The organism is Pseudomonas sp. PDM09 (assembly GCF_014852305.1).
In the GTDB taxonomy this organism is placed as follows: Bacteria; Pseudomonadota; Gammaproteobacteria; order Pseudomonadales; family Pseudomonadaceae; genus Aquipseudomonas.
Genome location: NZ_JACVBI010000002.1, coordinates 101,235 through 125,607 on the forward strand (window position 1 = coordinate 101,235; position 24,373 = coordinate 125,607).

Genomic DNA, 24,373 nt, shown 5'->3' on the forward strand with positions numbered 1-24,373 from the left:
TATTCAGGGCGAAAAGGATCTGGCGGTATATGCACCAAAGTGGTGTCGACTGCTCCCTGTAGGAGCTGCCGCAGGCTGCGATCTTTTGACTTTGGGCGATTTCAACTCTGCCGAGGATCAAGATCAAAAGATCGCAGCCTTCGGCAGCTCCTACAAAATGGGGTTGCTGTAGAATCCTCGGCATTGACTTCATGAGGTACCCCGATGAGCGAGCCGATTCGTCTGACCCAATACAGCCACGGCGCAGGCTGTGGCTGCAAGATTTCGCCCCAGGTGCTGGAGGTGATTCTGGCCGGCAGCGGCGCACAAAACCTGGACCCGAAACTCTGGGTCGGCAACGCCTCGCGCGATGACGCGGCGGTGTATGCCATCGACGAAGAACGCGGTGTGGTATCGACCACCGACTTTTTCATGCCGATCGTCGACGATCCGTTCGACTTCGGCCGTATCGCCGCCACCAATGCCATCAGCGATATCTACGCCATGGGTGGCGATCCGTTGATGGCGATTGCGATCCTCGGCTGGCCGGTCAATGTGCTGGCGCCGGAGATTGCCCGGGAAGTGATTCGTGGCGGGCGTTCGGTCTGCGACGAGGCGGGGATTCCACTGGCCGGTGGCCATTCCATCGACGCGCCAGAGCCAATCTTCGGCCTGGCCGTTACCGGGCTGGTGGAAAAGCGCCACATGAAGCGCAACGACACCGCCACTGCCGGTTGCTTGCTGTACCTCACCAAACCCTTGGGCATCGGCATCCTCACCACGGCCGAGAAGAAGGGCAAGTTGCGCCATGCCGACATCGGCCTGGCCCGCGACTGGATGTGCACCCTGAACAAACCCGGCAGCCGTTTCGGCAAACTCGACGGTGTGACCGCGATGACTGACGTAACCGGTTTTGGCTTGCTCGGTCACTTGGTCGAGATGGCCGACGGCAGCAACGTGACTGCCCGCATCGAATACGACCGGGTGCCGCGCCTGCCGGGTGTCGAGTATTACCTCGATCAGGGCTGCGTGCCCGGTGGCACGCTACGCAATTTCGACAGCTACGCCAGCAAGGTCGGCCGGCTCCAGGAGTTGCACAAACGCGTACTCTGCGATCCGCAGACCAGCGGTGGCCTGCTGATTGCGGTCACGCCTGAGGGCAATGAACAGTTTTTGATGGTGGCAGCCGAGCTCGGCCTGACCCTTGAGCCGATCGGCGAACTGGTTGAGCGACAGACTAGCGCGGTAGAGGTGTTTTGATGTCCATCGATTTCACCGATTACCGCGACATCTTCCTCAATGACCGGCCGATGATGGATACCCGCGCGCCGGTCGAGTTCCTCAAGGGCTCATTCCCTGGGGTGGTCAATCTGCCGCTGATGAATGACCTCGAGCGGCAACGGATCGGCACTTGCTACAAGCAGCAAGGTCAGCAAGCCGCCATCACGCTGGGACATCAATTGGTGGCCGGCGAGATCAAGGCCGAGCGCATCCAGGCCTGGGCCGATTTTGCCCGGGCGCATCCAGATGGGTATTTGTATTGTTTTCGCGGCGGTTTGCGTTCGCAGATCGTTCAGCAGTGGCTCAAGGACGAAGCGGGCATCGACTATCCGCGGGTCGGTGGCGGCTACAAAGCCATGCGCACCTTCTTGCTCGACACGCTCGATCAGGCCATTGCCCAGTGCGATTTCGTTTTGCTGGGCGGCATGACCGGTACCGGCAAGACTGAGGTACTCACGCAATTGAGCAATGGGCTGGACCTTGAAGGCCACGCCCATCATCGCGGCTCCAGCTTCGGCAAACGCGCCACCGGCCAACCCTCCAACATCGACTTTGAAAACCGCCTGGCCGTGGATGTGCTGAAGAAGCGTGCCCGCGGTATCGAACAGTTCGTGCTGGAAGACGAGAGCCGCATGGTCGGCAGTTGCGCCTTGCCGTTGCCGCTGTATCAGGGCATGCAGCAATTTCCGATGGTTTGGCTGGAGGACAGCCTGGAAGGGCGTGTCGAACGGATCCTGCGTGATTACGTGGTGGATTTGTGCGCCGAGTTCATCGATGTGCATGGCGATGAAGGCTTCGCGCTGTTTTCCGAGCGTTTGCTGGCGAGCCTGAACAATGTCCAGAAAAGGCTGGGCGGCGAACGCCATCAGCGGATGTTGACCTTGATGGATGATGCGCTGGCAGAACAGGCGAACAGCGGAGCGGTGGATTTGCACCGAGGCTGGATCGAAGGGTTGCTGCGCGAATATTACGACCCGATGTATGCGTTTCAGCGGGAGAAGAAGGGTTCGCGGATCGAGTTTGTCGGGGAGCGGGGGGCGGTGCTTGAATACCTGCGGGAGCGGGGTAATCAGCGGGGATAATGTAGTTTTTGCCGGCCCCATCGCGAGCAGGCTCGCTCCCACACTGGATCTCGGTAGTACGCAGAATCTGTGTTCACTGAAGATCAAATGTGGGAGCGAGCCTGCTCGCGATGAGGCCCTGACAAGCGCCCGACCACTTACGTCGGACAGGTCTCCTGACCGTTATCCAGACCTTGCTTGTAGCTGTGGCTCTTCAGGCTGGCCTTGCCGTTGTGCCAGGTCAGTGTGAGCACGTACAGCGAGTCGTAATCGCTCGATTCCCAGTCATCGGTAATGTTCTGTTTTTTGCCGACGGCTTCCCCCGCGACTTTGTTTATCAGCTCAGGCAGGTAGCCGTGGGACCAGGCCGTATAAATGACCGAGTTGTGATACTTGTCGTGGAGCAGTTCATCCGCCAGGTCGCTGGTGTCGTTAGCCGAGAATTCGATGTTCACCGGCAAGCCGAGCTTGATCGCGCTGGGGCTGATGGTCATCAGGGGGCGGATGTAACTGTAGGAGTTATCGAATTCGCCTTCCTCGACATTGCGTGTCGGGTTGGCGGCGAACACGTAGTTGGCCTTGCCGAATTTTTCCGGCAACAAGGTGGCCAGGTCGATGGCGCGATTCAACCCCTGACAATTGAGCTGACCCAGTCCGCCGGCGGGTTTTTCCGCGTGGCGCAGGAATACCAGCGTCTGGGTGCCGTCCGCCGGTTGGGCGCGGCTTTCACTGGATTCAAGCGACAAAAACAACGCGCTGACCGCCAGCAGGGAGGGCAGGAAGATATAGGCGCGATGTCTGAAGCGTTTGGCGAATTTCAATGGGTTCATCATCGAATAGGTCATCTTCAGCGTATTCGGTTAAGGCTGACAAACCTTGACACCGCGAGCTCCCAGCATCGGGTGTATTCCATGTCGTTGACCCGATCCGTTTCCTACAGGGCAATGCTCAGAGTCCTCTGAAGCCCTTTGGTTCGATCCGAGTGAGGTGCCCGACACTTTAACGGCAACCTTGAACGGATTGGGGAAAAGCTTATCGACTGGATGTTGCGGATTTATGGACGCGGCACACACCTTACTCCTTGTAGGAGCTGCCGAAGGCTGCGATCTGTTGATCTTTCTCTTCGGCGCGCCCCTGAGGACGCCAAAAGATCGCAGCCTTCGGCAGCTCTACATTATGATCTTCACTCCGTTTTTCCCGTGGATGCCCCTTATGACCGATTTGTCTGCATTCCCCATCACACGAAAATGGCCGGCGCAATACCCTGAGTGGATCCAGCTCTATTCCTTGCCAACGCCCAATGGCGTCAAGGTTTCGATCATGCTCGAGGAAATCGGGCTGCCCTACGAGCCGCATCGTGTGGGCTTCGACACCAACGATCAGCTGTCCCCTGAATTTCTCTCGCTGAACCCCAACAACAAGATCCCGGCGATCCTCGACCCCCACGGTCCGGGGGACCAACCGCTGGCGCTGTTCGAGTCCGGGGCGATTCTGATTTACCTCGCCGACAAGAGCGGGCAACTGCTGGCGCAGGAATCGGCGGCGCGTTACGAGACCATTCAGTGGCTGATGTTTCAGATGGGCGGTATCGGGCCGATGTTCGGCCAGCTCGGTTTCTTCAACAAATTCGCTGGCAAGGACTACGAAGACAAGCGTCCCCGTGATCGCTACGTTGAGGAAAGCAAGCGCTTGCTTCAAGTCCTTGATGGCCGTCTGCAAGGGCGCGACTGGATCATGGGCGAGCGCTATACCATCGCCGACATCGCGACCTTTCCGTGGGTGCGCAACCTGATCGGCTTCTACGAAGCCGGCGAACTGGTCGGCATCCAGAATTTCCCCAATGTTACCCGCGTTCTGGAGCGTTTTCTGGCAAGGCCAGCGGTGATTCGCGGGCTGGAAATCCCCAAGCAACCGCTTTGATTTATCGCACTGAACCTGTGGGAGCGGGCTTGCTCGCGAAAGCGGTGGGGCAGTCGACATCAATATTGAATGATAGACCGCCTTCGCGAGCAAGCCCGCTCCCACAGGGTTCTGTGCTGGATGCGGGGATTGTTGCCGCCGCGGCAACGCAGTCTTGAGCGATCGAGGTTTGTGCGCCGCGCCTTGCAGGGCATAAGCTTCGCCTCCTATAAGTTTCGTCTTTTCCGCCGTTTTTTCAGGAAGACCCATGCCCAGTCAGTTCCCCGAAGCACGTCCACGCCGTCTGCGCCGCAATGCGAGCCTGCGCAGCCTGTTCCAGGAAACCGAGTTCAGCTTGAATGATCTGGTGCTGCCGATTTTCGTCGAGGAAGAAATCGACGATTTCGTGCCGATCAAGAGCATGCCCGGGGTGATGCGCATTCCCGAGTCGAAGCTGGCTGGCGAGATCGAGCGTTACGCTCGGGCCGGGATCAAGTCGGTGATGACGTTTGGCGTGTCCCATCATCTGGACAGCAATGGCAGTGATACCTGGAGCGACAATGGCTTGGTGTCACGCATGTCGCGCATCGCCAAAGACGCCGTGCCGGAAATGATCGTGATGTCCGACACCTGTTTTTGTGAGTACACCGACCACGGCCACTGCGGCGTGCTGCACCACCACGAAGTCGACAACGACCAGACCTTGATCAACCTCGGCAAACAAGCCGTAGCCGCTGCCCGCGCTGGCGCTGATGTGATCGCACCGTCGGCGGCCATGGACGGGCAGGTCCAGGCCATCCGCCGGGCGCTTGATGCAGCGGGTTTCAGCCAGACCGCGATCATGGCCTATTCGACCAAATTCGCTTCGGCGCTTTATGGCCCGTTCCGCGAGGCCGGCGGCAGTGCGCTGAAGGGCGACCGTAAAAGCTATCAGATGAACCCGATGAACCGCCGCGAAGCCGTGCGGGAATCGCTGATGGACGAACAGGAAGGCGCCGACGCGCTGATGGTCAAACCGGCCGGCGCGTACCTGGACATCATCCGCGACATCCGCGAAGCCTCGCGTTTGCCGCTGTCGGCGTATCAGGTGAGTGGCGAGTACGCGATGATCAAATTCGCCGCCCAGGCCGGGGCGATTGATGAGGACCGAGTGGTGCGTGAGAGCCTGGGGGCGATCAAACGGGCCGGGGCGGATTTGATCTTCACCTACTTCGCGATGGACCTGGCCCTGGCCGGGATCTAACTGTTTTGAAAGATCGTTCCCACGCTCTGCGTGGGAATGCCTCCTGTGACGCTCCGCGTCACGCTTGTTGGGACGCGGAGCGCCCCTGGCTGCATTCCCACGCAGAGCGTGGGAACGATCATCAAAAGATCTTCAGCCGAAGAACGGCCGAATTTCACGGTCCCGGAAATACCGCTCGATCACCTTCGGATCGGCGCTGTAGTCCGCAATCGCTACATAGGTATCCGGCCGCAACAGGTAAAACCCGTTGCGTGTGAGTCCCGCCGCTTCAAACGCCGGCCGCCAGTCGAACACCTGCAACGGCAGGTGATGCTCGGTGCACCAGGCGATCATTTCGTCGCTGGTGTCGCCATACACATGCACCTGCCAGGTCGGATTTTTCAGCGACTCGAAATTGTCCCCTTCACCGTCGTGGGCCCAAGGCAGGCGATCACCGCCGTGAACATGGCCAGCAACGCCTTCGCTCAACGGCATGCCGCGATAGTTGAGGGTGGTTTGCGACACCGTGCGAAACAGGAACTCCCGAGCGGCTTCCAGCGATGTCATTTTCGGGATCAAAAAGGGTGCCACACGGGTGCGCAGCACGTCGGCAATTCGCCCTTCGGCGGTGACGAAACTGAATACCCGGTCGGTAGTCGCCACCAATCGCCGGGCAAAGGCGATGCGTTCGGTTTCATAACTGTCGAGCAGTTTGGCCGAGGCGCCACCGCTTAACACCGCCGCGAGTTTCCAGGCCAGATTGATCGCATCGCCAATCCCGGTGTTCATGCCTTGGCCACCCGCCGGGCTGTGGACATGGGCGGCGTCACCCAACAGAAACGCGCGCCCCGTGCGAAAGTGATCCGCAACCCGGTGATGCACGCGGTAAGTCGAGAACCAGTTCACCTGATCGATCTGCACTTTTAGATGCTCGATGGCCCGGCTGCTGACGTCTGCAAACTGGAGGGTTTCGGCACGGTCGGCGCGCTCGTCGCGAACCGTGCCGATCAGTCGGGCGCGACCTTCGCCGGCCAAGGGGAATACGGCGAGGAAGTCGGCTTCATCAAGGTCTACATGCAGTTCACCGTTGAACGTGGGGCCACGAGCCTGCACGTCCGCCACGTAGAAAATCTGCTGGTAGGTGCCGCCCGGAAAACCGGTGTCCAGCGTCTTGCGCACAATCGACCGGGCGCCATCGCAGCCTGCGAGGTAACAGGCCTGACAGGTTTCCTGCTGGCCATCGGGCAAGCGCAGCCGGGCGGTGATGCCGTCGCCGGTTTCCTCGAAGCTTTGCAGTTCGGTATCGCGCTCCACTTTAATACCGAAGGCCTCCAGGCGTTCGATCAGCAGGCGTTCGTGCTCGTCTTGCGGATACATTTCCAGAAACGCGTAGGGCGTCAGACCCTCGCCGATGGTGCTCAGCGGCAGGCGTGCGACCGGTTCACCCTTGACCCAGAAATTCGCGGCGGCCACTTTATGGCCGTTTTGCACAACGGCGTCGCTGAGGTCGAGCTGGCTATACAGTTCAAGCGTTCGCGCCTGTACCGCCAGCGCACGTGAAGTGGTGCCGGGTTCCGACGTCTTGTCGATAATCCGTACCCGAACCCCCAGTTTGCTCAACCACAGCGCCAGTACCAGCCCGGTCGGGCCGGCGCCGATGATCAGCACGTCGCTACGGTTCATGAGCCTGTCCTCCGCAGTATGTGGATCAAGTATGGTTCAGCCCGAATGCACTGGCCTCCCGGCTGCCCAACGGAAAACCACGCGTGTAGCAGCTGTCGAGCTTGCGAGGCTGCGTTTGGCTGCGAAGCAGTCGTGAATCCGATTGACGCGGTCTGCCTGACGCACCGCAATCTCTGGTTTTACGACTGCTGCGCAGCCGAACGCAGCCTCGCAAGCTCGACAGCTGCTACAGCGCTAAGGGGGAACAGTCCGCGACTGCCACAGTCATAGCCTGCGCCATGCCATTGATCGTATGGTTAACCCGGCTCAACGGATTTTGATGGAGCACCATGCAAGTCAATCGATTGATCATGAGCGTCGCGGCACTGTTGGTTCTGGCCGGTTGCGGTAGTCAACGCACGCAGGAACCGCTGGCCCGCAAGCCCGCCGAGGTCAAGGCAGAGATCATGCGCCTGTTGCCGGCCAAGACGGTCGATCGCCAAGGCTGGGCCATGGATATCTACGCGGCATTTGCTGCCCAGAACATTTCGCCGACCACGCAAAACCTGTGTTCGGTACTCGCGGTCACTGAGCAGGAGTCGACGTTTCAGGCTGATCCGCGGGTGCCGGGCCTGGGCAAAATCGCCCGGGACGAGATCGACCGCCGCGCCGCCAAGGCTCACATCCCCGGCCTGCTGGTGAGCGGTGCCTTGCAGGTCAGTTCACCCAATGGCAAAAGTTACAGCGACCGGCTGAATGCCGCGCGCAGTGAAAGAGAACTCAGCGCGATTTTCGATGATTTCATCGGCATGGTGCCCATGGGGCGGACGTTGTTCGATGGTTTCAACCCGGTGCACACCGGCGGGCCGATGCAGGTCAGCATCGACTTCGCCGAGCAGCAGGCGCGGGCTTATCCCTACCCGGTGGACGGCTCGATTCGCCGCGAAGTGTTTACGCGTCGCGGTGGCCTGTATTTCGGTATTGCCCACTTGCTCGGTTACCCGGTGAGCTACAAGCAACCGCTGTATCGCTTCGCCGATTTCAATGCCGGTTGGTATGCCAGCCGTAATGCGGCGTTTCAGAACGCGGTAAGTCGTGCGACCGGCATCCCGCTGGCGCTGGATGGCGATCTGGTGCGCTACGGTTCGATCATGCCTGGCGCTACGGAATTGGCGGTGCGCACCCTCGGCAAGCAATTGGACATGCGCAACATGACCATTCGGGATCAATTGGAGGAGGGGAAAGGCCTCGAATTCGAGGACACCAAGCTGTATCGGAGGGTTTTCGCCTTGGCCGAACAGGCTGAAGGCCGGCCATTACCCCGTGCGGTATTGCCGGGGATTGTGCTGCAAAGCCCGAAAATCACCCGCAAACTCACCACGGCATGGTTCGCCAAGCGGGTCGATGAGCGCTATCAGCGCTGTATGAAGCGTGCGGGGGTGTGAGTGGACCGAAAATGGTCAAAAAACCAACGCTTGACTGACAATTCGAACGCAATCTTCAGCAGCTGCTACAAAGAGAGAGTCGCAGAGGAGATTTAGTCATGTATCAGCTTTACGGACATCAGAACTCGGGTGCGGCCGCCATCGAAGCGGCGTTGGAGCTATGCGAGGTGCCTTATCGCTTCATCGATGTTTCATCGTCCCCGGAGACGGTTCAGGCATTGGAGAAACTCAACCCGCTCAAGCAAATTCCCACTCTGCAATTGCCCGATGGCGGCGTTCTGACCGAGAGTGCGGCCATCCTGATTCACCTGGGCCTGACGTTCCCGAAGTCGAACCTGCTGCCGGAAAACCCGCTCAAGCGTGATCAGGTTATTCGGGGTCTGGTGTACATCGTCAGCAATTGCTATGCCGCCATCGGCATCATCGACTACCCCGAGCGCTGGCTGGCCGAGGCGGACGAATCATCCAGGGAAAACCTTATAGCCGGTGCCCGCCAGCGCCTGCACTGGAGTTGGGAGGTGTTTGCCGATCAGTTCGCCGGCAAGTTGTACCTGGGCGAGGGAGCGCCGGGCGCGCTGGATATTCTGGCGGCGGTGGTAACGCGTTGGGCGGGTACCCGAGAACACTTGCGCGTTGCGCGGCCGGGGTTTTCCGCCTGGCTCGAACGCTTCGACCGGCACCCTGCATTGGCGCCGGTTTTCGCGCGGCACTGGCCGTAAGAACACCGCCAATCAAAATGTGGGAGCGGGCTTGCTCGCGAAAGCGGTGTATCAGTCACCATAACTATTGACTGACATACCGCTTTCGCGAGCAAGCCCGCTCCCACAAGGGGATTTGCGGTGTGCTGGAATCACTCGCCGCGAATGTACTGCTCCAACTGGCGAATCAGTTCAGCCTGTTCGGCAATGGCTTCCTTGACCAGGTCACCGATGGACAGCAAGCCGATCAACTCGCCGTTTTCCACTACCGGCAAGTGCCGCAGGCGCTTTTCGGACATGATGCCCATGCAGGTTTCGACGGTTTGATGGGTGTCCACGGTGATGACCGGCGCCACCATGATGTCGCTGACCGGTGTGCCAACCGAGGAGCGCCCCTTCAGCACCAGTTTGCGCGCATAGTCCCGCTCGCTGATGATGCCGACGACCTTTCCCTCTTTCAGCACCGGTAACGCGCCGACGTTTTTTGCGGCCATCACCATCAGCGCTTCCAGCACCATTTGATGCGGTGCAATTGAGTGGACTTGCTGATTCTGTTGGGCCTTTAACTTGAGCAGTTGGGCGACGGTTTTCATGGCGGATTCTCGGGTGTTGTCGTTGTTCTTGAAGAATCGTAGAGACGCGCTCACAGAGCAAGGCAGAAAGCGGCAGATACCGCGCAAAAAGCGTCATTCAGTGATTTTTCTTTGTAAATGTCCGCCCCTGATGCCGGTAAGTTGAGGCGCAGAACCTGTGGGAGCGAGCCTGCTCGCGATGACGGCGGTACATCCGGCATCAATGTAGTCTGACACGACGCTATCGCGAGCAGGCTCGCTCCCACAGGTTCTGCGGTGTTCAGTCCTTAACTGACAGGTATCAGGGCTTGCCCCAATGCCAGGTCGATCACGCGTAGAATTACCTCTTGAATCAGATCGTTGAGGTTGCAGTGGTGGATTTACAGCAGGGCTTCGTCCTGACCCGGCATTGGCGCGATACCCCGGCCGGCACGGAAGTCGAGTTCTGGCTGGCGACCGATGCCGGTCCCCGGCGTGTCCGCCTGGCGCATCAACCGTCGGTAGCGTTCATTCCGGCAGCCCAGCGTGAGCACGCCGAAGCGCTGCTGCGCGGCGAGAAAAACGTCGAGCTGAGGCCCTTAGCCCTTCTGGACTTCGAACATCGTCCGGTGCTCGGCCTGTATTGCCAGCAGCACGGTCAGTTGATGCGCCTGGAAACCGCGCTGCGCAGATCAAGCGTCGATGTATTCGAAGCCGATATCCGCCCGCCGGAACGCTACATGATGGAGCGTTTCATCACCGCCCCCGTTTTGTTCGGCGGCACGCCCGGCGCGGAAGGTCTGCTGCTCGACGCGCAAATGAAACCCGACCCCGGCTACCGACCGAAGCTCAGACTGGTCTCGCTGGACATCGAAACCACCGCTCAGGGCGAGTTGTATTCCATTGCCCTGGAAGGCTGCGGCGAGCGGCAGGTGTACATGCTCGGGCCGCCCAATGGCGATGACAGTGGGGTGGATTTCCAGCTCGAATACTGCGACTCGCGAACCCTGCTGCTGAAAAAGCTCAATGAATGGTTCGCCCGGCACGATCCCGACGCCATCATTGGCTGGAACGTCGTGCAGTTCGATCTGCGCGTACTTCACGAACATGCTCGGCGCTTGGCGGTGCCGCTGAAGCTGGGGCGTGGCGGCGAAGAAATGCAGTGGCGCGAACACGGCAGTGGCAACCATTACTTCGCTTCGGCTGCCGGCCGATTGATCATCGATGGCATCGAATCGCTGCGTTCGGCGACCTGGAGCTTCCCCTCGTTCAGCCTGGAAAACGTCGCACAAACCCTGCTGGGCGAGGGCAAGTCAATCGACAATCCGTACCAGCGCATGGACGAAATCAATCGCATGTTCGCCGAGGACAAACCGGCCCTGGCGAAGTACAACCTCAAGGACTGCGAACTGGTGACGCGGATCTTCGCCAAGACCGAATTGCTGACCTTCCTGCTCGAGCGCGCCAGCGTTACCGGTTTGCCGGCGGACCGCAGTGGTGGCTCGGTGGCGGCGTTCACTCACCTGTATATGCCGTTGATGCACCGTCAGGGTTTCGTCGCACCGAACCTCGGCGGCAAACCACCGGAGGCCAGCCCCGGCGGTTTTGTCATGGACTCGCAGCCCGGGCTGTACGAATCGGTGCTGGTGCTCGACTACAAAAGCCTTTATCCGTCGATCATCCGCACTTTTCTGATCGACCCGGTGGGCTTGATCGAAGGGCTCAAGCATCCTGATGACAGCGAGTCGGTGCCGGGCTTTCGCGGTGCACGTTTTTCTAGAACCCGGCATTGCCTGCCGGCCATCGTCGCCCGGGTTGCCGAAGGTCGTGAAACCGCCAAGCGCGAACACAATGCGCCGTTGTCCCAGGCCTTGAAGATCATCATGAATGCCTTCTACGGCGTGCTGGGTTCCAGCGGTTGCCGCTTCTTCGATACACGACTGGCCTCGTCCATCACCTTGCGCGGTCACGAGATCATGCTGCGTACTCGCCAGTTGATCGAAGCCCAAGGCCACGCGGTGATCTATGGCGACACCGACTCGACCTTCGTCTGGCTGCGCCGCGCCCACGGTCAGGTAGAAGCCGCGCAGATCGGCCATGCGCTGGTGGACCACGTCAACCAGTGGTGGCGCGAGCATGTGAAACAGGAATACGGGCTGGAAAGTGCCCTGGAGTTGCAGTTCGAAACCCACTACAAGCGCTTTCTGATGCCGACCATTCGCGGTGCCGAGGAGGGCAGCAAGAAGCGCTATGCCGGATTGGTCACCCGCGACGATGGCACCGATGAAATGGTCTACAAGGGCCTGGAAACCGTGCGCACCGACTGGTCGCCGTTGGCCCGGCAATTCCAGCAGGAGTTGTACCTGCGCATCTTCAATCGCAAGCCCTATCAGGATTACGTGCGCGACTATGTGCGCAAGACGTTGGCCGGTGAGTTCGACGAGCGCCTGATCTATCGCAAACGCCTGCGCCGTACCCTCGACGACTATCAACGTAACGTGCCGCCCCACGTGCGGGCCGCGCGGATCGCCGACGACTACAACGACCAGCAGGGACGTCCGCGGCAATATCAGAACGGCGGCTGGATCAGTTATGTCATCACCGTCGCCGGCCCCGAGCCGCTGGAAATCCGCAGCGCGCCCATCGACTACGACCATTACGTCACCCGGCAGCTGCAGCCGGTGGCGGATGCAATCCTGCCGTTCGTGGATGACGATTTCTCAACGCTGATTGGGGGGCAGTTGGGCTTGTTTTGAGTCCAGCAGCGACAACGTCCAGTCATCCGGTATGCCGTGAAAATATTGATCCAGCGCCTGATGGAACAGGCTGCCTTTGGGCGAAACCTGGGCGAACAGTGTCATCGATGAGTGAAATTTGAGGTTGTCGGGATGGCCGAAAATCTTGGCGATCGAGCTTTGAGGAATGTCCAGAACCAGTTGCGTGCACATGCGCAAGCGTGGCCCCAGTAACGGATGCTTCAGGTACGCCGTGGCTTCTTCACTGGAGCGAATGGCAAAGTAGCGGGACATCTCGCTGTCGCCCAACCCGGAAAACTGCGGAAAGATAAACCACATCCAGTGCCGGCGCTTCTGGCCGGCGCGCAGCTCTTCCTGTACCCACTCGAACACAGGGTCTTGCGCCTGAACGAAGCGTGGCAAGTTGAAAGCGTCGAGCTGATCGGTACTTCTCATGCCGATGCCCTCTGACAAACCGCGATGGCTCAGACCATGGCCAACCGCTGCTTACGTTGTGGCGCGCGAAACGCTTGGTCCAGCGCCTCCAGATCCCCGACTTCAAGCCGCAACTGCGCCGCTTGTGCGTTGAGCTGCACATGCTCGGGGCGGACCGCTTTGGGGATGGCGATCACGCCGTTCTGACGCAGAATCCATGCCAGCGCTACCTGCGCCGGTGTCGCCTCGTGACGGGCGGCAATCTGCTTGAGCGTCGAGTTGGCCAGCATGTGCCCGCCCTGGCCGATCGGACAATAAGCCATTACCGGCATCTTTTGATGTTGGCTCCAGGGAAGCAAATCGAACTCGATGCCGCGTTCTTCCAGGTTATACAGCACCTGATTGGTGGCGCAGGCCGGGGAGGCCAGTTCTTCCAGGTCATCCAGGTCGAAATTGGACACGCCCCAACGGCCGATCTTGCCATCTTCGCGCAGGCGTTCGAAGGCTTCGACGGTTTCCGCAAGGGGATAGTCGCCGCGCCAGTGCAACAGGTAGAGATCGATGTAATCGGTATTCAACCGCCGCAGGCTACGCTCGCAGGCCTGGGGGATGCCTTTGCGGCTGGCGTTGAAGGGATAGACCTTGCTGACCAGGAAAACCTGGTCGCGAAGGCCTGCGATGGCTTCACCCACCACCTCTTCAGCGCCTCCTTCAGCGTACATTTCAGCGGTGTCGATCAGGGTCATGCCCAATTCGATGCCCAAACGCAACGCTGCAACTTCCTTTGTGTGTCGGGAGCGTTCCTCTCCCATGCGCCAGGTTCCTTGGCCGATGACCGGCACTTGGCTGCCGGCCAGCTCAAGAGTACGCATGCATCCTCCTTTCGAAAGTCCGATCGATACTTCAGTTGGCAGCAAAATGGCCCGGTGGTTCCGTGGACATCTCGAAAGATCGCAGCCTCTGTAGGCGCTGCCGAAGGCTGCGATCTTTTGATCTTATGACCTACAGGGTAGAAAACTTGTACACCGTAGTCTGGGTATAGCGCTTGCCCGGATCCAGCCGTGTGGACGGGAAGTTCGGCTGGTTCGGCGAATCCGGATAATGCTGAGTCTCCAGAGTAAACGCCCCCCAATGCGGATAAACCTTGCCAGCCTTGCCCTTGACTGTGCCATCAAGGAAGTTGCTGGTATAGAACTGCACGCCGGGCTCGGTAGTGTAGAGCTGCAACCGGCGGCCGGATTGCGGATCGCTGACATCGGCGGCGAGTTTGCCCAGATCACCCTTGGCGTCCAGCACCCAGTTGAAATCGAAACCGCCTTGTTTCGGTTCGGCGAATTTCAGTTGCGGGTGATCAGCCTTGATGTGTTGACCGATGGCGGTCGGTTGGGTGAAGTCCATGGGTGTGCCGGCGACTAGGGCCAGTTCACCGGTGGGGATCAGTTTGCCGTTGACCGGCGTGTAACGGGCTGCATGCAAAGTCGCAAGTTGCTTCAGTACGTCGCCGTTGCCCGCGCCGGCCAGATTGAAGTAACTGTGGTTGGTCAGGTTCAGCACGGTGGGTTGGTCGGTGCTGGCCTTGTACTCGATGCGCAGCTCATTGTTCTCGGTGAGGCTGTAGGTGACTTCGGTTTTCAGGTTGCCCGGGAAACCCATCTCACCGCCCGCCGACAGATACGTCAGGGTCACGCCCACCGAATCCTTGCCTTTGCTCGGTTCGGCTTTCCACACCCGTTTATCAAAACCCTGCGCCCCGCCGTGCAGTGAATTGCTGCCGTCGTTGAGTGGCACCTGATAGCGCTTGCCGTCCAGCTCGAAGGCACCGTTGGCCAGGCGATTGCCGAAGCGGCCAATGGTCGCGCCGAAGTACGCGGTGCCGCTTTGGTAACCCTGCACGTCGTCGAAGCCCAGCACCACATCGTCGAGCTTGCCGTTTTTGTCCGGCACTTTCAGCGACTGCAGAATCCCGCCGTAGGTAATGACCGTGGCTTGCAGGCCATGGCTGTTGCGCAAGATGTATTGCTCGACGGGCGTGCCGTCATTGGTTTTGCCGAAGGCTTTCTGTTCGCTGGACAAGCCAGCGGCGTGAGCGGGGAGGGTGGCGATCATCAGGGACAGTCCGAGGCCGGAGAGCAGGTAACGAGATTGAAGCATGGTTGACCTTCCTTTTTGTTGTTTTGTGAGAAGTAGTCATACTAATAATCGAGTTTTAACGCGATCAAGGAAGGATTTATAGCTTATCTATGCAATGTTGCAATTATAAAGTATGACTAATGCGGAGCCGTTTTCACGGTGATCCGCGTTTACGGACTACCGGCACTGCACTTTTTCGGCTTTCGCGGTTCTATCCTTGGCCAGCCCGCGGCGATCCCCACCGCCGGCCCATGCCCAAGTTCAAGAACCCATGGCTCGAGTTTTACCCCGCTTTACCCCGCACATTCGCCGTTATTGCTGGCTGCTGACAGGCCTGTCGATGCTCTTCGCCAGTGGCTGCAGCCATCAGCCGGGCAACGATATCGTCAGCCAGTTTCGCAACGGCCAACCCCAGGAATTCCTCCAGACCAGCGTCGACCGCATGGCGACCCTGACGATGCGTGACAACCTCGAAAGCCTCTACCTGCTGATGAATAAGCTCTACCTGCGCAACCCGCAGGAGCTGAAGAAATCCGGCTTCCTCGATGTCGGCACCGCGGAAAAACAAGTGCGCATGGCCATCGAACAGCAAGAGCCGCTACCCACTCTCGGCGGCAAAAAAGACCTCGCCGCGTTGAGTTACGCCATGAGCCCGGGATTTCTCGGCGACCGGGTCGGTGCCTTTATCTATGCCATCGGCAGCATGCTGGTCACCGCTCATGGCAATCGGCTGGAGTTCTACATGACGGATGCGATCAACCCGACCTTCGTCAGCAATGCCGCGCGCAATATCGAGAAAGCCACCTGGATTTTGAGTCAGCGGCAAAACAAGCAAGGCGAGCCCTTATTGTTTTCCAACGAAATCTCGGAGGAGGGCAGCAACCTGAGCTTTGCCGTGGAGTTCGGCAAAATCGTCGCGCGGCTGGACCTGCTGACCCAGATGCTCGACGAACGCTACCGGCGGATCGGCCTCAACTATGCCCAGAGTTTGCTGTTCCTGAATTTTTTGCCGGTGCAGTAAAACGAGTGCTGAACCCGCACACAAGGGGGATGTGGTGGAGAGGGAAAACTGTGTTCCACCTCAATGAGTTGGCATAACGATAGACCGTATCGATATAACTGGTTATAAGAAAAATCGCTATGCTGCGAGCCGGTTATTCTCCTGCGATTCTCTGGGCGTATTAATGGAATTCGGTAATTTCGGGTTGGTCGTTGCAGGTCTGGTGGTCGGCTTTATTGTCGGCATGACCGGCGTCGGAGGCGGTTCGTTGATGACGCCGATTCTGCTGTGGTTCGGCGTCAACCCGGCGACGGCGGTGGGCACGGACTTGCTGTACGCGGCCATTACCAAATCCAGTGGTGTGCTGGTTCATCGCAAGAACAAGAACATCGACTGGGCGATCACTGGTTGGCTGACCCTTGGCAGTGTGCCGGCGGTGGCGCTGACGCTGTGGTTTTTGAGCAGCTTGCAGACCTCGCCCGATGCGATGAACGCCGTTATCAAACAAGCCCTGGGCTTCGTATTGTTCGCCACGGCGCTGGCCATTTTCTTCAAAAAACGCTTGCTCGATTTCGCCCACAAACGGGCTGGCGGCTACTACAACCCTAGCGGGCCCCGGTTGAATGCACTGACCGTCATCACCGGATTGGTCCTTGGCGCCATGGTGGCCCTGACCTCCATCGGCGCTGGCGCTCTGGGCACAGTAGCGCTGTTCATTCTGTACCCGATGCTGCCTACCCGCCGCCTGGTCGGCACCGAAATCGCTCACGCGGTGCCCCTGACCCTGGTCGCCGGCCTGGGCCATGCGAGCATGGGCAACATGGATTGGCATATTTTGGGTTACTTGCTGGTCGGTTCGCTGCCGGGGATTTACCTGGGCAGCCATTTGACCGGGCGTATCTCCGACGAACTGCTGCGTCCATGCCTGGCCACGATGCTGGTGCTGATCGGCTACAAGCTGGCGTTCTGATCCGGCACCGTATAGATCACTGAATTTAGCGGAATCATGCCCTCACTGGCGTAGTCAAAATTATGACCACGTTCAGATGAGGTCATGACGTCCATGAACAGCCCCGTAAACGATCTTCTACGACGGTTCCGCCGCCCCCGCAGCGAGCCACCCGGCAACGCGGCCGAGGTGCTACGCCGTCATGCCGAGCCGTTGCCTGCACTCGACTCACCTGAATTCGGCAAACTCTTCGACCGCTTTGGCGATGCCAGCGTGGTGCTGATCGGCGAAGCCAGCCACGGCACCCAGGATTTCTACCAGACCCGAGCGGCGATCACCCGCCGCCTGATCGAGCAACATGGCTTCGGCATCGTCGCGGTCGAAGCCGACTGGCCCGATGCCGGCCAGATCGACCGATGTGTCCGCGACCTGGGCCGCTCTGCCTGGAAAAAACAGGCCTTTGCCCGATTCCCCACCTGGATGTGGCGCAATACCGCCGTGCAGACTTTCACCCGCTGGCTGCACCACCATAATCGCGGCTTGGCGCTTGAGCAGCGGGTGGAATTTCGGGGGCTGGATGTTTACAGCATGCGTCATTCCATCGACGAAGTGCTGGGCTATCTCGACAAGACCGATCCGCAGCTGGCAAAAGAGGCCCGCCATCGCTACAGCTGCCTGACGCCGTGGCATGACGACCCGGCGCTGTACGGTCATTTCGCTGAGCGGGGCAACATGGCCACGTGCGAGGACGCAGTGGTCGAGCAATTGAATGTGTTGCTGGGCGAACGGCTTGACCCGATGGTCGCCGACGACGAGGCGTTTTTCAGCGCCACCCAGAACGCCCGCGTGGTGCGGGCCGCCGAGCAGTATTACCGCGCCATGTACCGCGGCTCGACCGCTTCGTGGAACCTGCGTGACCTGCACATGTTCGACACCTTGCAAACCCTGATGGTGCATCGCGGGGCAGGCGCCAAAGCGGTGGTGTGGGCGCATAACTCACACATCGGCAACGCCGCCGCGACGCAAATGGGCTGGGAGGGGCAATTCAACATCGGCCAGTTGTGCCGCACGGCCTACGGCTCACAAGCGGTGCTGATCGGCATGGGCACCGACCATGGCACCGTCGCCGCCGCCGACGATTGGGACGAGCCGATGCAGGTCAAACAGGTGAACCCGGCATTGGCCGACAGTTGGGAACAACTGTTTCTCCAGACCGGTATTCCCGCAGCACTGCTCGACTGGCGGACGTCACCGAGCGAGGAATTGCTGGACGTACTGGCTGAGCCATTACTTGAGCGCGCCATCGGCGTCATCTATCGACCCAGGACCGAGCGCCAGAGCCATTACTTTCAGGCCGTACTGGCAGAGCAGTTCGACGCTTTTGTCTGGATCGAAAAAACCCACGCGGTCTCGCCATTGCCGGCGCCTGAGTTCATGGAGCACGAGGAAGACACCTTTCCGTTCGGTATATGACACGCCAATGACGGGTCTCTATTCCCGGGTAAAAATCTCCAGCAGATGCCCGTCCGGGTCATCGAAATACACCCGCCGGCCACCGCCGTACTCATTGATCTCATTCGGCCGTTGTTTGCCAGGATCTGCCCACCAGGGCTGCTTGCGCGCTTGCAGGCGAGCGAAGGCCGCATCGAAGTCTTCGTCGCCAATCAGAAACGCATAGTGTTGGGACGCGATCGGCGGGTCGTTGTTATAGAAATCCAGCGACACTGCGTTATCGAATTTGACCACCAGCATCGGCCCGAACGGCTCGGCATCGGGCAGGCCGAGGAGGTCGGTCAGGTAGCGGGCCGACACCTGTTTGTCACGGCACCAGACGATGGTGTGGTTCAGCTGAGCGCTCATGGAAAAATCCTCACGGCGAATCAGGTGGTGCGAGTTGTGCTATGAGATTAGCTCAGGCTGTTGCGCAATGACCGCCCTGACCTAAGCTTGGGGCAAGGCGAACATAAATACGCCTCACCCGGAACGTTCGCCGCGATGCGCAATCATTAGAGCGTGGATATCAAAAGGAGATGCGCATGCTCATCAGGTCTTTGACCCTGGCTACTCTGCTGGCTTTCGTCGGCCCCTTGTTCGCCGCCGATGACGACTCCCCTCTGGTTAAAGACGTGGGCAGGGCCCGTCCCTTGATTGTCATCGCGCCCAGTTCGGTCGATCCCACCTGGGTCAGTCTGAAAAAATCGCTGGATGAACCCGCCAGCCGCAAGGGCTTCACCGAGCGAAACATGGTGCTGTACACCGTGATCAATACGATGGGGCAACGCGACGGCAAAGACCTCGACCCGCAAACGACAATGGCGTTGATCCGTTCGCTGAAACTGGGCGCCGGGGCGAAGAGCAAAATCATCCTGGTCGGCAAGGACGGCGAAAAGAAGCTTGAAAAGGATGTGGTCGAGCTGAAAGAGATTTTCAGCACCATCGACGCGCTGCCAGCCGCCGAAAAGGAAGCGACAGTACCGGTGCCAGCGCCGGTGGCCGAGGTTGCACCGGCCAAAGGCGCAAAGGGCAAACCGGCGAAGCCCGCCAAACCGCCTGAGATGCCGGATGATTGAATTTCTGCTGGTAAGTTAAGACATTTGAGCGACGAAAATCCTGTGGGAGCGTGGCTTGCCCGCGAAGAATGCGCTGCGGTTTTTCAGGTACTGCGTGTCAGTGTTCTTCGCGGGCAAGCCACGCTCCCACAGGATCTGCGTCTTGACCATTTTTCGTTTATCCCCCGAACGTCCGTAGCAGCTGCCGAGCCCGCGAGGCTGCGTTCGGCTGCGAAGCAGTCGCAAGGTCTGTCACCGCGTTCTTTCAGGTAAACGGCATTCACCGGATGACGACCGCTTCGCGGCCGAACGCAGCCTCGCGGGCTCGGCAGCTGCTACGGCGCGTCACCCTCGGCTATTTGGTCAGCGCACTCAATATTTTGTGGGCGATTTTGACTCGCTCGGGGTTTGGGTAGTTTTTGTTGGCCAGGATCACAATGCCAATGTCCTTCGCCGGGACAAAGGCGACGTAGGCGCCAAAGCCGCCGGTTGAGCCGGTTTTGTTGATCAGGACATGATCGTGTTGCGGTTGAGGCGGGTTCAGCGGTTGGACTGCATGAGCCTCAAACGCCATCTGCGACGAGTTGCCCGCCAGCAATGTATCGAGCGTTACCGGGTAGTTGTAGAGTTCCCATCCCAACCCTTGAGTCATCTCGCCGACGGTGTAGTAGCCGGTATGTGTGGTGGCGATGGCTTGCTGCAAGGGCTTTTCCAGCGAAGCCGGATTCATGTTCGCTTCAACATAACGAAGCAGGTCCGAGGCACTGGTTTTCACGCCATACGCTTCAGAATCCAATGCGCCCGGGCCGACCCGCACAGGCTTGTCGTCCTTGTTGTAACCCTGGGCATAAAGCGCCATCCGATCCTGCGGCACCTTGAGGTAGCTGTGCTTGAGGCCGAGTTTGGGCAGCAAGGTGTTCTCCATCAGTTCATCGAACGGCGCTCCCATGCTGTGGGCTGCCAGATAACCGAACAACCCAAGGCTGGGGTTTGAATACAGGCGATGAGTGCCGGCGGCATAGGCCGGTTTCCACTGCTTGAAATAGCCGAGCATTTTGTCCTGATGGTCTGCATCGCTGGGGAATTGCAGGGGCAAACCACCGGCGGTGTAGGTGCCGAGTTGCAGCACGCTGATGCTGTCAAATGCGCTGCCACGTAATGTCGGTAAAACCTGACTGGCGTTGTCCGACAGGGCCAGTTTGCCTGTCGCCTGCGCGTAGGCGGCAAGGGTGGCGGTGAAGGTTTTGCTCACCGAACCGATCTCGAACAGGGTGTTGTTTGCCACCGGTTGCCCGGTTTCTTTCGACGCCACGCCGTAGTTAAAGTAATGCTGCTTTCCGTTGAACGTTATGGCCACGGCCATGCCGGGAATGCTCTGGGCCTGCATGACCGGCCGGACGGCGTCGTTAACAATCGTCTCGATGGGTTGGTCCGCCGCAGCAACACAATGGCTGGCGCCGAATAGCGCCACGCAAGCTGCGAGAGTCTTCAGCTTGGCCGCATTTCTCTTGTTCGTCATTGTTTCAATTCCATGATTTTTCGTGGTGTTAACCGCTACACTCCGAGCGGTTTTTCAAGCCGGTCCGTTGCTGGGCGAGCCAAATCCATGCAGTTTAGCGAACACTCACAAACGACGATATTTCAGATGAGCCATTAGAAAATTTTGGTAGTGGGCATGATTCGACCTCATCTGCCACTGAATGCGCTGCGCGGCTCACACCGGCCGATCTGTTGCAGCAAACGCTGTTGCGCTCCTATCGCACGGATGAGTGGCCGGAGTGGTTTCAGGTGACTGACCCGCTTGCAGTCGAGTCCTGAAACGTCGGCGATGGCCGCGTTCAAGAACTGGCTGCTGCAAGCTTCGCTTTAATACAAAACCCTGTGGGAGCGGGCTTGCTCGCGAAGGGGCCATCACATTCAACACTAATGTTGACTGACACACCCCCTTCGCGAGCAAGCCCGCTCCCACAGGGATCACGGCGCTTTCAGAAGCCTACCGCACCAGACACGGTCGCTTGTTATCGAATTTCCACCCCGGGATCAGAAACTGCATCGCCACGCTGTCATCCCGCGCGCCCAGCCCCATGCCTTTGTATAGCTCATGGGCCTTGGCCAGTTGGTCCATGTCCAGCTCAACCCCCAGGCCAGGTTTTTTCGGCACCTGCACGCAGCCGTCGACGATTTGCAGCGGGGCTTTGGTCAGGCGTTGGCCGTCCTGCCAGATCCAGTGGGTGTCGATGGCCGTGATCTCACCCGGCGCAGCCGCCGCGACGTGGGTGAACATCGCCAGTGAAATATCGAAGTGGTTGTTGGAATGCGAACCCCAGGTCAGGCCCCATTCGTGGCACATCTGCGCGACTCGAACCGAGCCTTGCATGGTCCAGAAGTGTGGGTCGGCCAAAGGAATGTCCACAGACTGCAACTGGATCGCATGGCCCATTTCCCGCCAGTCGGTGGCGATCATGTTGGTCGCGGTTTTCAGGCCCGTGGCACGACGGAACTCGGCCATGACTTCACGGCCCGAGTAACCGTTTTCCGCACCGCACGGGTCTTCGGCGTAAGCGAGAACGTGATGCTGATCCCGGCACAGGCGGATCGCTTCTTTGAGCGACCAGGCGCCATTCGGATCAAGGGTGATGCGCGCATCGGGAAAACGTTCGGCGAGGGCGGTGACCGCTTCGATTTCCTCGTCGCCACTCAACACGCCGCCCTTGAGTTTGAAGTCCTTGAAACCATAACGGGCGTGGGCAGCTTCCGCCAGGCGCACCACGGCGCCGGCGCTCATGGCTTTTTCGTGACGCACACGGAACCAGTCGTTGTCGGCGTCCGGTTCGCTGCGGTAGGCCAGATCGGTTTCGTTGCGATCACCGACATAAAACAGGTAACCGAGCATCTTCACTTCGTCGCGCTGCTGGCCTTCGCCGAGCAGGGCCGCGACCGGTACGTCCAGGTGCTGGCCGAGCAAGTCGAGCAGGGCGGCTTCAAGGCCAGTGACCGCGTGAATGGTGATGCGCAGGTCGAAGGTCTGCAGGCCGCGACCGCCGGCATCGCGATCGGCAAAGGTCTGGCGTACTTGATTGAGGATCTTCTGGTAAGTGCCGATCGGGCTGCCGACCACCAGTGCGCGCGCATCTTCCAGCGTCTGACGAATACGCTCGCCACCCGGCACTTCTCCGACGCCAGTGTGGCCGGCGTTGTCCTTGAGGATCACGATGTTGCGGGTGAAAAACGGGCCGTGGGCGCCACTCAGGTTGAGCAGCATGCCATCGTGGCCGGCCACGGGAACAACCTGCATGCTGGTGATGATCGGGGCTTTTGCGGCTTCTTGTGGAGTCATTTTTTTGTCCTTACAACCAATGTTCAGGCGTGATTAGGTGCTGGTTTGCCCAGGGCAACCACAGGTGCAGGTTTCGGTTTATTACGCGCGGCGAAAACGATGATCGCGGCGATGATCGAGGTGGCGGCCAGGCCGTACAGCCCGCCCTGAATCGAGCCGGTGTGTTGTTCCAGCAGACCGAAGGTGGTCGGCGCAACGAAGCCACCGAGGTTGCCCACCGAGTTGATGAGTGCAATCACACCCGCAGCAATCCGTGCATCCAGGTACGCCTGGGGAATTGGCCAGAACAGCGACGATGCCGATTTGAAACCCAGCGCGGCGAAGCAGATGGCGACGAAGGCGAAGATCGGCCCGCCCGTGGTGGACATGAACATCCCGGCGGCAGCGATCAGCAGCGCAGCGGCGACCCAGGCTTGCTGGTGTTTCCATTTGGCCGACAGTGTGGCGAAGGCGTACATGCCGACGATCGACAGCAACCACGGAATCGAGTTGAACAACCCGACCTGGATGTCGCTCAGGTCGCCCATCTTCTTGATGATGCTCGGCAGCCAAAAGGTCGCGGCGTAGATGGTCAGCTGGATGAAGAAGTAGATCACGCAGAACAGGATGATCTGGCGATCCTTGAGCAGCGTGCCCAGCGACGGTTTGATCGGCGTCGCGGCTTCGCGGGCCAGTTGTTCGTCATCGATGGCTTTGACCAGCGCGTCCTGCTCAGGAAGGGTCAGCCATTTGGCGTCGTGGGGCTTGGAGTCCAGCCAGAACCAGACGAACACGCACAGCCCGACCGAGAACATCCCTTCAATGAAGTACATCCATTGCCAGCCGTGCATGCCCAAACCACTGATTTGCAGCAGCAGCCCGGACAGCGGGCCGGAGATCAGCGACGCAATGGCCGAACCGCTGAGGAAGATCGCAATCGCCTTGCCGCGTTCGACGCCAGGCAACCAGCGGGTGAAGTAATAAATCACCCCGGGGAAGAAACCGGCTTCGGCCACACCGAGCAAAAACCGCAGAATGTAGAAGTGGGTTTCGTTCTGGATGAACGCCATGCAGGCGGCCACCAGGCCCCAGGTCAACATGATGCGGGTCAGCCAGATTCGTGCGCCGACTTTTTGCAGGAGGATGTTGGAGGGGACTTCGAACAGCGCGTAACCGATGAAGAACAGACCGGCTCCGAGGCCGTAGGCGGCAGCGCCAATGCCCAGGTCATGCTCCATGTGCGCGCGGACGAAGCCGATGTTCACACGGTCGATGTAGTTGACGATGAACATGATCACGAACAGCGGCAGAACGTGGCGTTTCACTTTTGAGATGGCGGACTTCAGGACCGAATCGGCGCCCTCGGTCATCCCGGATATGGATGTATTCACTGCTTTTTCTCCCACTCGTTATTTTTATGCGGGGTGTGGCTGGGTGTTGCGTTGTTGATAGACATCATAC

General features: G+C 59.4%; 21 protein-coding genes and 1 pseudogene. 12 read left to right on the top strand and 10 right to left on the bottom strand.

The annotated features are described in order from the left end of the window. Positions 1 to 204 precede the first annotated feature (204 nt). Positions 205 to 1,239 carry a selenide, water dikinase SelD gene (selD, locus tag IB250_RS05055; protein WP_192343272.1) on the top strand — a complete coding sequence of 345 codons (1,035 nt, stop codon included), beginning with the start codon at positions 205 to 207 and terminating at the stop codon, positions 1,237 to 1,239. Continuing rightward, positions 1,239 to 2,342, top strand: a complete 1,104-nt coding sequence (mnmH, locus tag IB250_RS05060) for a tRNA 2-selenouridine(34) synthase MnmH (RefSeq protein WP_192343273.1) — start codon at positions 1,239 to 1,241, stop codon at positions 2,340 to 2,342. Before selD ends, mnmH begins: the two co-directional genes overlap by 1 nt. Positions 2,343 to 2,479: 137 nt before the next feature. On the opposite strand, the gene IB250_RS05065 is transcribed toward mnmH, so the two are convergent. After that, positions 2,480 to 3,151: a histidine phosphatase family protein gene (locus tag IB250_RS05065; protein ID WP_412548336.1), complete on the bottom strand. Its 672-nt coding sequence runs from the start codon at positions 3,149 to 3,151 to the stop codon at positions 2,480 to 2,482. A 382-nt stretch (positions 3,152 to 3,533) separates the two neighbouring features. Here IB250_RS05065 and IB250_RS05070 point away from each other — a divergent pair, with 382 nt between their 5' ends. Next, positions 3,534 to 4,241 (top strand): glutathione binding-like protein, encoded by a 708-nt coding sequence (locus IB250_RS05070; RefSeq protein ID WP_192343274.1) that lies wholly within the window; start codon positions 3,534 to 3,536, stop codon positions 4,239 to 4,241. Between the two features lie 247 nt (positions 4,242 to 4,488). Then, positions 4,489 to 5,463: a porphobilinogen synthase gene (hemB, locus tag IB250_RS05075; RefSeq protein WP_192343275.1), complete on the top strand. Its 975-nt coding sequence runs from the start codon at positions 4,489 to 4,491 to the stop codon at positions 5,461 to 5,463. A gap of 132 nt (positions 5,464 to 5,595) precedes the next feature. Here the strand turns inward: hemB and IB250_RS05080 are convergent, their stop codons facing one another. Beyond that, complete coding sequence (locus IB250_RS05080; RefSeq protein WP_192343276.1) at positions 5,596 to 7,125, bottom strand: FAD-dependent oxidoreductase; 1,530 nt, start codon at positions 7,123 to 7,125, stop codon at positions 5,596 to 5,598. Between the two features lie 329 nt (positions 7,126 to 7,454). Between IB250_RS05080 and IB250_RS05085 the strand changes: the two genes are divergently transcribed. Beyond that, positions 7,455 to 8,549, top strand: coding sequence for a DUF1615 domain-containing protein (locus IB250_RS05085; RefSeq protein WP_192343277.1), 1,095 nt, complete (start codon positions 7,455 to 7,457; stop codon positions 8,547 to 8,549). 98 nt (positions 8,550 to 8,647) lie between these two features. Next, positions 8,648 to 9,268 carry a glutathione S-transferase gene (locus IB250_RS05090; protein WP_192343278.1) on the top strand — a complete coding sequence of 207 codons (621 nt, stop codon included), beginning with the start codon at positions 8,648 to 8,650 and terminating at the stop codon, positions 9,266 to 9,268. 131 nt (positions 9,269 to 9,399) lie between these two features. Here IB250_RS05090 and IB250_RS05095 read toward each other — a convergent pair whose 3' ends face one another. Then, on the bottom strand, positions 9,400 to 9,840 hold the full coding sequence (locus tag IB250_RS05095; protein ID WP_008071151.1) for a CBS domain-containing protein: 441 nt from the start codon (positions 9,838 to 9,840) through the stop codon (positions 9,400 to 9,402). Positions 9,841 to 10,193: 353 nt separating this feature from the next. Between IB250_RS05095 and IB250_RS05100 the strand changes: the two genes are divergently transcribed. Continuing rightward, positions 10,194 to 12,554, top strand: coding sequence for a DNA polymerase II (locus IB250_RS05100; RefSeq protein WP_192343790.1), 2,361 nt, complete (start codon positions 10,194 to 10,196; stop codon positions 12,552 to 12,554). On the opposite strand, the gene IB250_RS05105 is transcribed toward IB250_RS05100, so the two are convergent. The 3 genes from IB250_RS05105 to IB250_RS05115 all read right to left on the bottom strand — a co-directional run bounded on the left by IB250_RS05105 (position 12,519) and on the right by IB250_RS05115 (position 15,119). Further along, positions 12,519 to 12,989, bottom strand: a complete 471-nt coding sequence (locus tag IB250_RS05105; RefSeq protein ID WP_008071147.1) for a DUF1810 domain-containing protein — start codon at positions 12,987 to 12,989, stop codon at positions 12,519 to 12,521. The two genes, IB250_RS05100 and IB250_RS05105, sit on opposite strands and share 36 nt — an antisense overlap. A gap of 29 nt (positions 12,990 to 13,018) precedes the next feature. Next, on the bottom strand, positions 13,019 to 13,840 hold the full coding sequence (locus IB250_RS05110) for an aldo/keto reductase (protein WP_192343279.1): 822 nt from the start codon (positions 13,838 to 13,840) through the stop codon (positions 13,019 to 13,021). 130 nt (positions 13,841 to 13,970) lie between these two features. Next, complete coding sequence (locus tag IB250_RS05115) at positions 13,971 to 15,119, bottom strand: aldose epimerase family protein (protein WP_192343280.1); 1,149 nt, start codon at positions 15,117 to 15,119, stop codon at positions 13,971 to 13,973. A gap of 250 nt (positions 15,120 to 15,369) precedes the next feature. Here IB250_RS05115 and IB250_RS05120 point away from each other — a divergent pair, with 250 nt between their 5' ends. The 3 genes from IB250_RS05120 (at position 15,370) to IB250_RS05130 (ending at position 18,520) form a co-directional block, all read left to right on the top strand. Next, positions 15,370 to 16,119 carry a hypothetical protein gene (locus IB250_RS05120; protein WP_192343281.1) on the top strand — a complete coding sequence of 250 codons (750 nt, stop codon included), beginning with the start codon at positions 15,370 to 15,372 and terminating at the stop codon, positions 16,117 to 16,119. Between the two features lie 163 nt (positions 16,120 to 16,282). Continuing rightward, on the top strand, positions 16,283 to 17,068 hold the full coding sequence (locus tag IB250_RS05125) for a sulfite exporter TauE/SafE family protein (RefSeq protein WP_192343282.1): 786 nt from the start codon (positions 16,283 to 16,285) through the stop codon (positions 17,066 to 17,068). 93 nt (positions 17,069 to 17,161) lie between these two features. Then, positions 17,162 to 18,520 (top strand): erythromycin esterase family protein, encoded by a 1,359-nt coding sequence (locus tag IB250_RS05130; RefSeq protein ID WP_192343283.1) that lies wholly within the window; start codon positions 17,162 to 17,164, stop codon positions 18,518 to 18,520. An 18-nt stretch (positions 18,521 to 18,538) separates the two neighbouring features. Here IB250_RS05130 and IB250_RS05135 read toward each other — a convergent pair whose 3' ends face one another. Further along, positions 18,539 to 18,907, bottom strand: a complete 369-nt coding sequence (locus IB250_RS05135; protein ID WP_192343284.1) for a VOC family protein — start codon at positions 18,905 to 18,907, stop codon at positions 18,539 to 18,541. 176 nt (positions 18,908 to 19,083) lie between these two features. On the opposite strand from IB250_RS05135, the gene IB250_RS05140 reads away from it, so the two are divergent. Next, complete coding sequence (locus IB250_RS05140) at positions 19,084 to 19,617, top strand: DUF4174 domain-containing protein (RefSeq protein WP_192343285.1); 534 nt, start codon at positions 19,084 to 19,086, stop codon at positions 19,615 to 19,617. A gap of 334 nt (positions 19,618 to 19,951) precedes the next feature. On the opposite strand, the gene ampC is transcribed toward IB250_RS05140, so the two are convergent. Beyond that, positions 19,952 to 21,115 carry a class C beta-lactamase gene (gene ampC, locus IB250_RS05145; RefSeq protein WP_192343286.1) on the bottom strand — a complete coding sequence of 388 codons (1,164 nt, stop codon included), beginning with the start codon at positions 21,113 to 21,115 and terminating at the stop codon, positions 19,952 to 19,954. A gap of 179 nt (positions 21,116 to 21,294) precedes the next feature. Between ampC and IB250_RS28595 the strand changes: the two are divergent. Next, positions 21,295 to 21,384, top strand: a pseudogene (locus tag IB250_RS28595) (hypothetical protein); the annotation flags it as partial. Between the two features lie 205 nt (positions 21,385 to 21,589). On the opposite strand, the gene gudD reads toward IB250_RS28595, so the two are convergent. After that, positions 21,590 to 22,933, bottom strand: coding sequence for a glucarate dehydratase (gene gudD, locus IB250_RS05150; RefSeq protein ID WP_192343287.1), 1,344 nt, complete (start codon positions 22,931 to 22,933; stop codon positions 21,590 to 21,592). Between the two features lie 23 nt (positions 22,934 to 22,956). After that, entirely contained in the window at positions 22,957 to 24,303 is a 1,347-nt protein-coding gene (locus tag IB250_RS05155; protein WP_192343288.1) for an MFS transporter, read from the bottom strand. Positions 24,304 to 24,373 lie beyond the last annotated feature (70 nt).

Coding starts and splice junctions, on each gene's coding strand:
- selD (WP_192343272.1), top strand. CDS start 205: ATGAGCGAGCCGATTCGTCTGACCCAATACAGCCACGGCGCAGGCTGT.
- mnmH (WP_192343273.1), top strand. CDS start 1,239: ATGTCCATCGATTTCACCGATTACCGCGACATCTTCCTCAATGACCGG.
- IB250_RS05065 (WP_412548336.1), bottom strand. CDS start 3,151: ATGAACCCATTGAAATTCGCCAAACGCTTCAGACATCGCGCCTATATC.
- IB250_RS05070 (WP_192343274.1), top strand. CDS start 3,534: ATGACCGATTTGTCTGCATTCCCCATCACACGAAAATGGCCGGCGCAA.
- hemB (WP_192343275.1), top strand. CDS start 4,489: ATGCCCAGTCAGTTCCCCGAAGCACGTCCACGCCGTCTGCGCCGCAAT.
- IB250_RS05080 (WP_192343276.1), bottom strand. CDS start 7,125: ATGAACCGTAGCGACGTGCTGATCATCGGCGCCGGCCCGACCGGGCTG.
- IB250_RS05085 (WP_192343277.1), top strand. CDS start 7,455: ATGCAAGTCAATCGATTGATCATGAGCGTCGCGGCACTGTTGGTTCTG.
- IB250_RS05090 (WP_192343278.1), top strand. CDS start 8,648: ATGTATCAGCTTTACGGACATCAGAACTCGGGTGCGGCCGCCATCGAA.
- IB250_RS05095 (WP_008071151.1), bottom strand. CDS start 9,840: ATGAAAACCGTCGCCCAACTGCTCAAGTTAAAGGCCCAACAGAATCAG.
- IB250_RS05105 (WP_008071147.1), bottom strand. CDS start 12,989: ATGAGAAGTACCGATCAGCTCGACGCTTTCAACTTGCCACGCTTCGTT.
- IB250_RS05110 (WP_192343279.1), bottom strand. CDS start 13,840: ATGCGTACTCTTGAGCTGGCCGGCAGCCAAGTGCCGGTCATCGGCCAA.
- IB250_RS05115 (WP_192343280.1), bottom strand. CDS start 15,119: ATGCTTCAATCTCGTTACCTGCTCTCCGGCCTCGGACTGTCCCTGATG.
- IB250_RS05120 (WP_192343281.1), top strand. CDS start 15,370: ATGGCTCGAGTTTTACCCCGCTTTACCCCGCACATTCGCCGTTATTGC.
- IB250_RS05125 (WP_192343282.1), top strand. CDS start 16,283: ATGGAATTCGGTAATTTCGGGTTGGTCGTTGCAGGTCTGGTGGTCGGC.
- IB250_RS05130 (WP_192343283.1), top strand. CDS start 17,162: ATGAACAGCCCCGTAAACGATCTTCTACGACGGTTCCGCCGCCCCCGC.
- IB250_RS05135 (WP_192343284.1), bottom strand. CDS start 18,907: ATGAGCGCTCAGCTGAACCACACCATCGTCTGGTGCCGTGACAAACAG.
- IB250_RS05140 (WP_192343285.1), top strand. CDS start 19,084: ATGCTCATCAGGTCTTTGACCCTGGCTACTCTGCTGGCTTTCGTCGGC.
- ampC (WP_192343286.1), bottom strand. CDS start 21,115: ATGACGAACAAGAGAAATGCGGCCAAGCTGAAGACTCTCGCAGCTTGC.
- gudD (WP_192343287.1), bottom strand. CDS start 22,933: ATGACTCCACAAGAAGCCGCAAAAGCCCCGATCATCACCAGCATGCAG.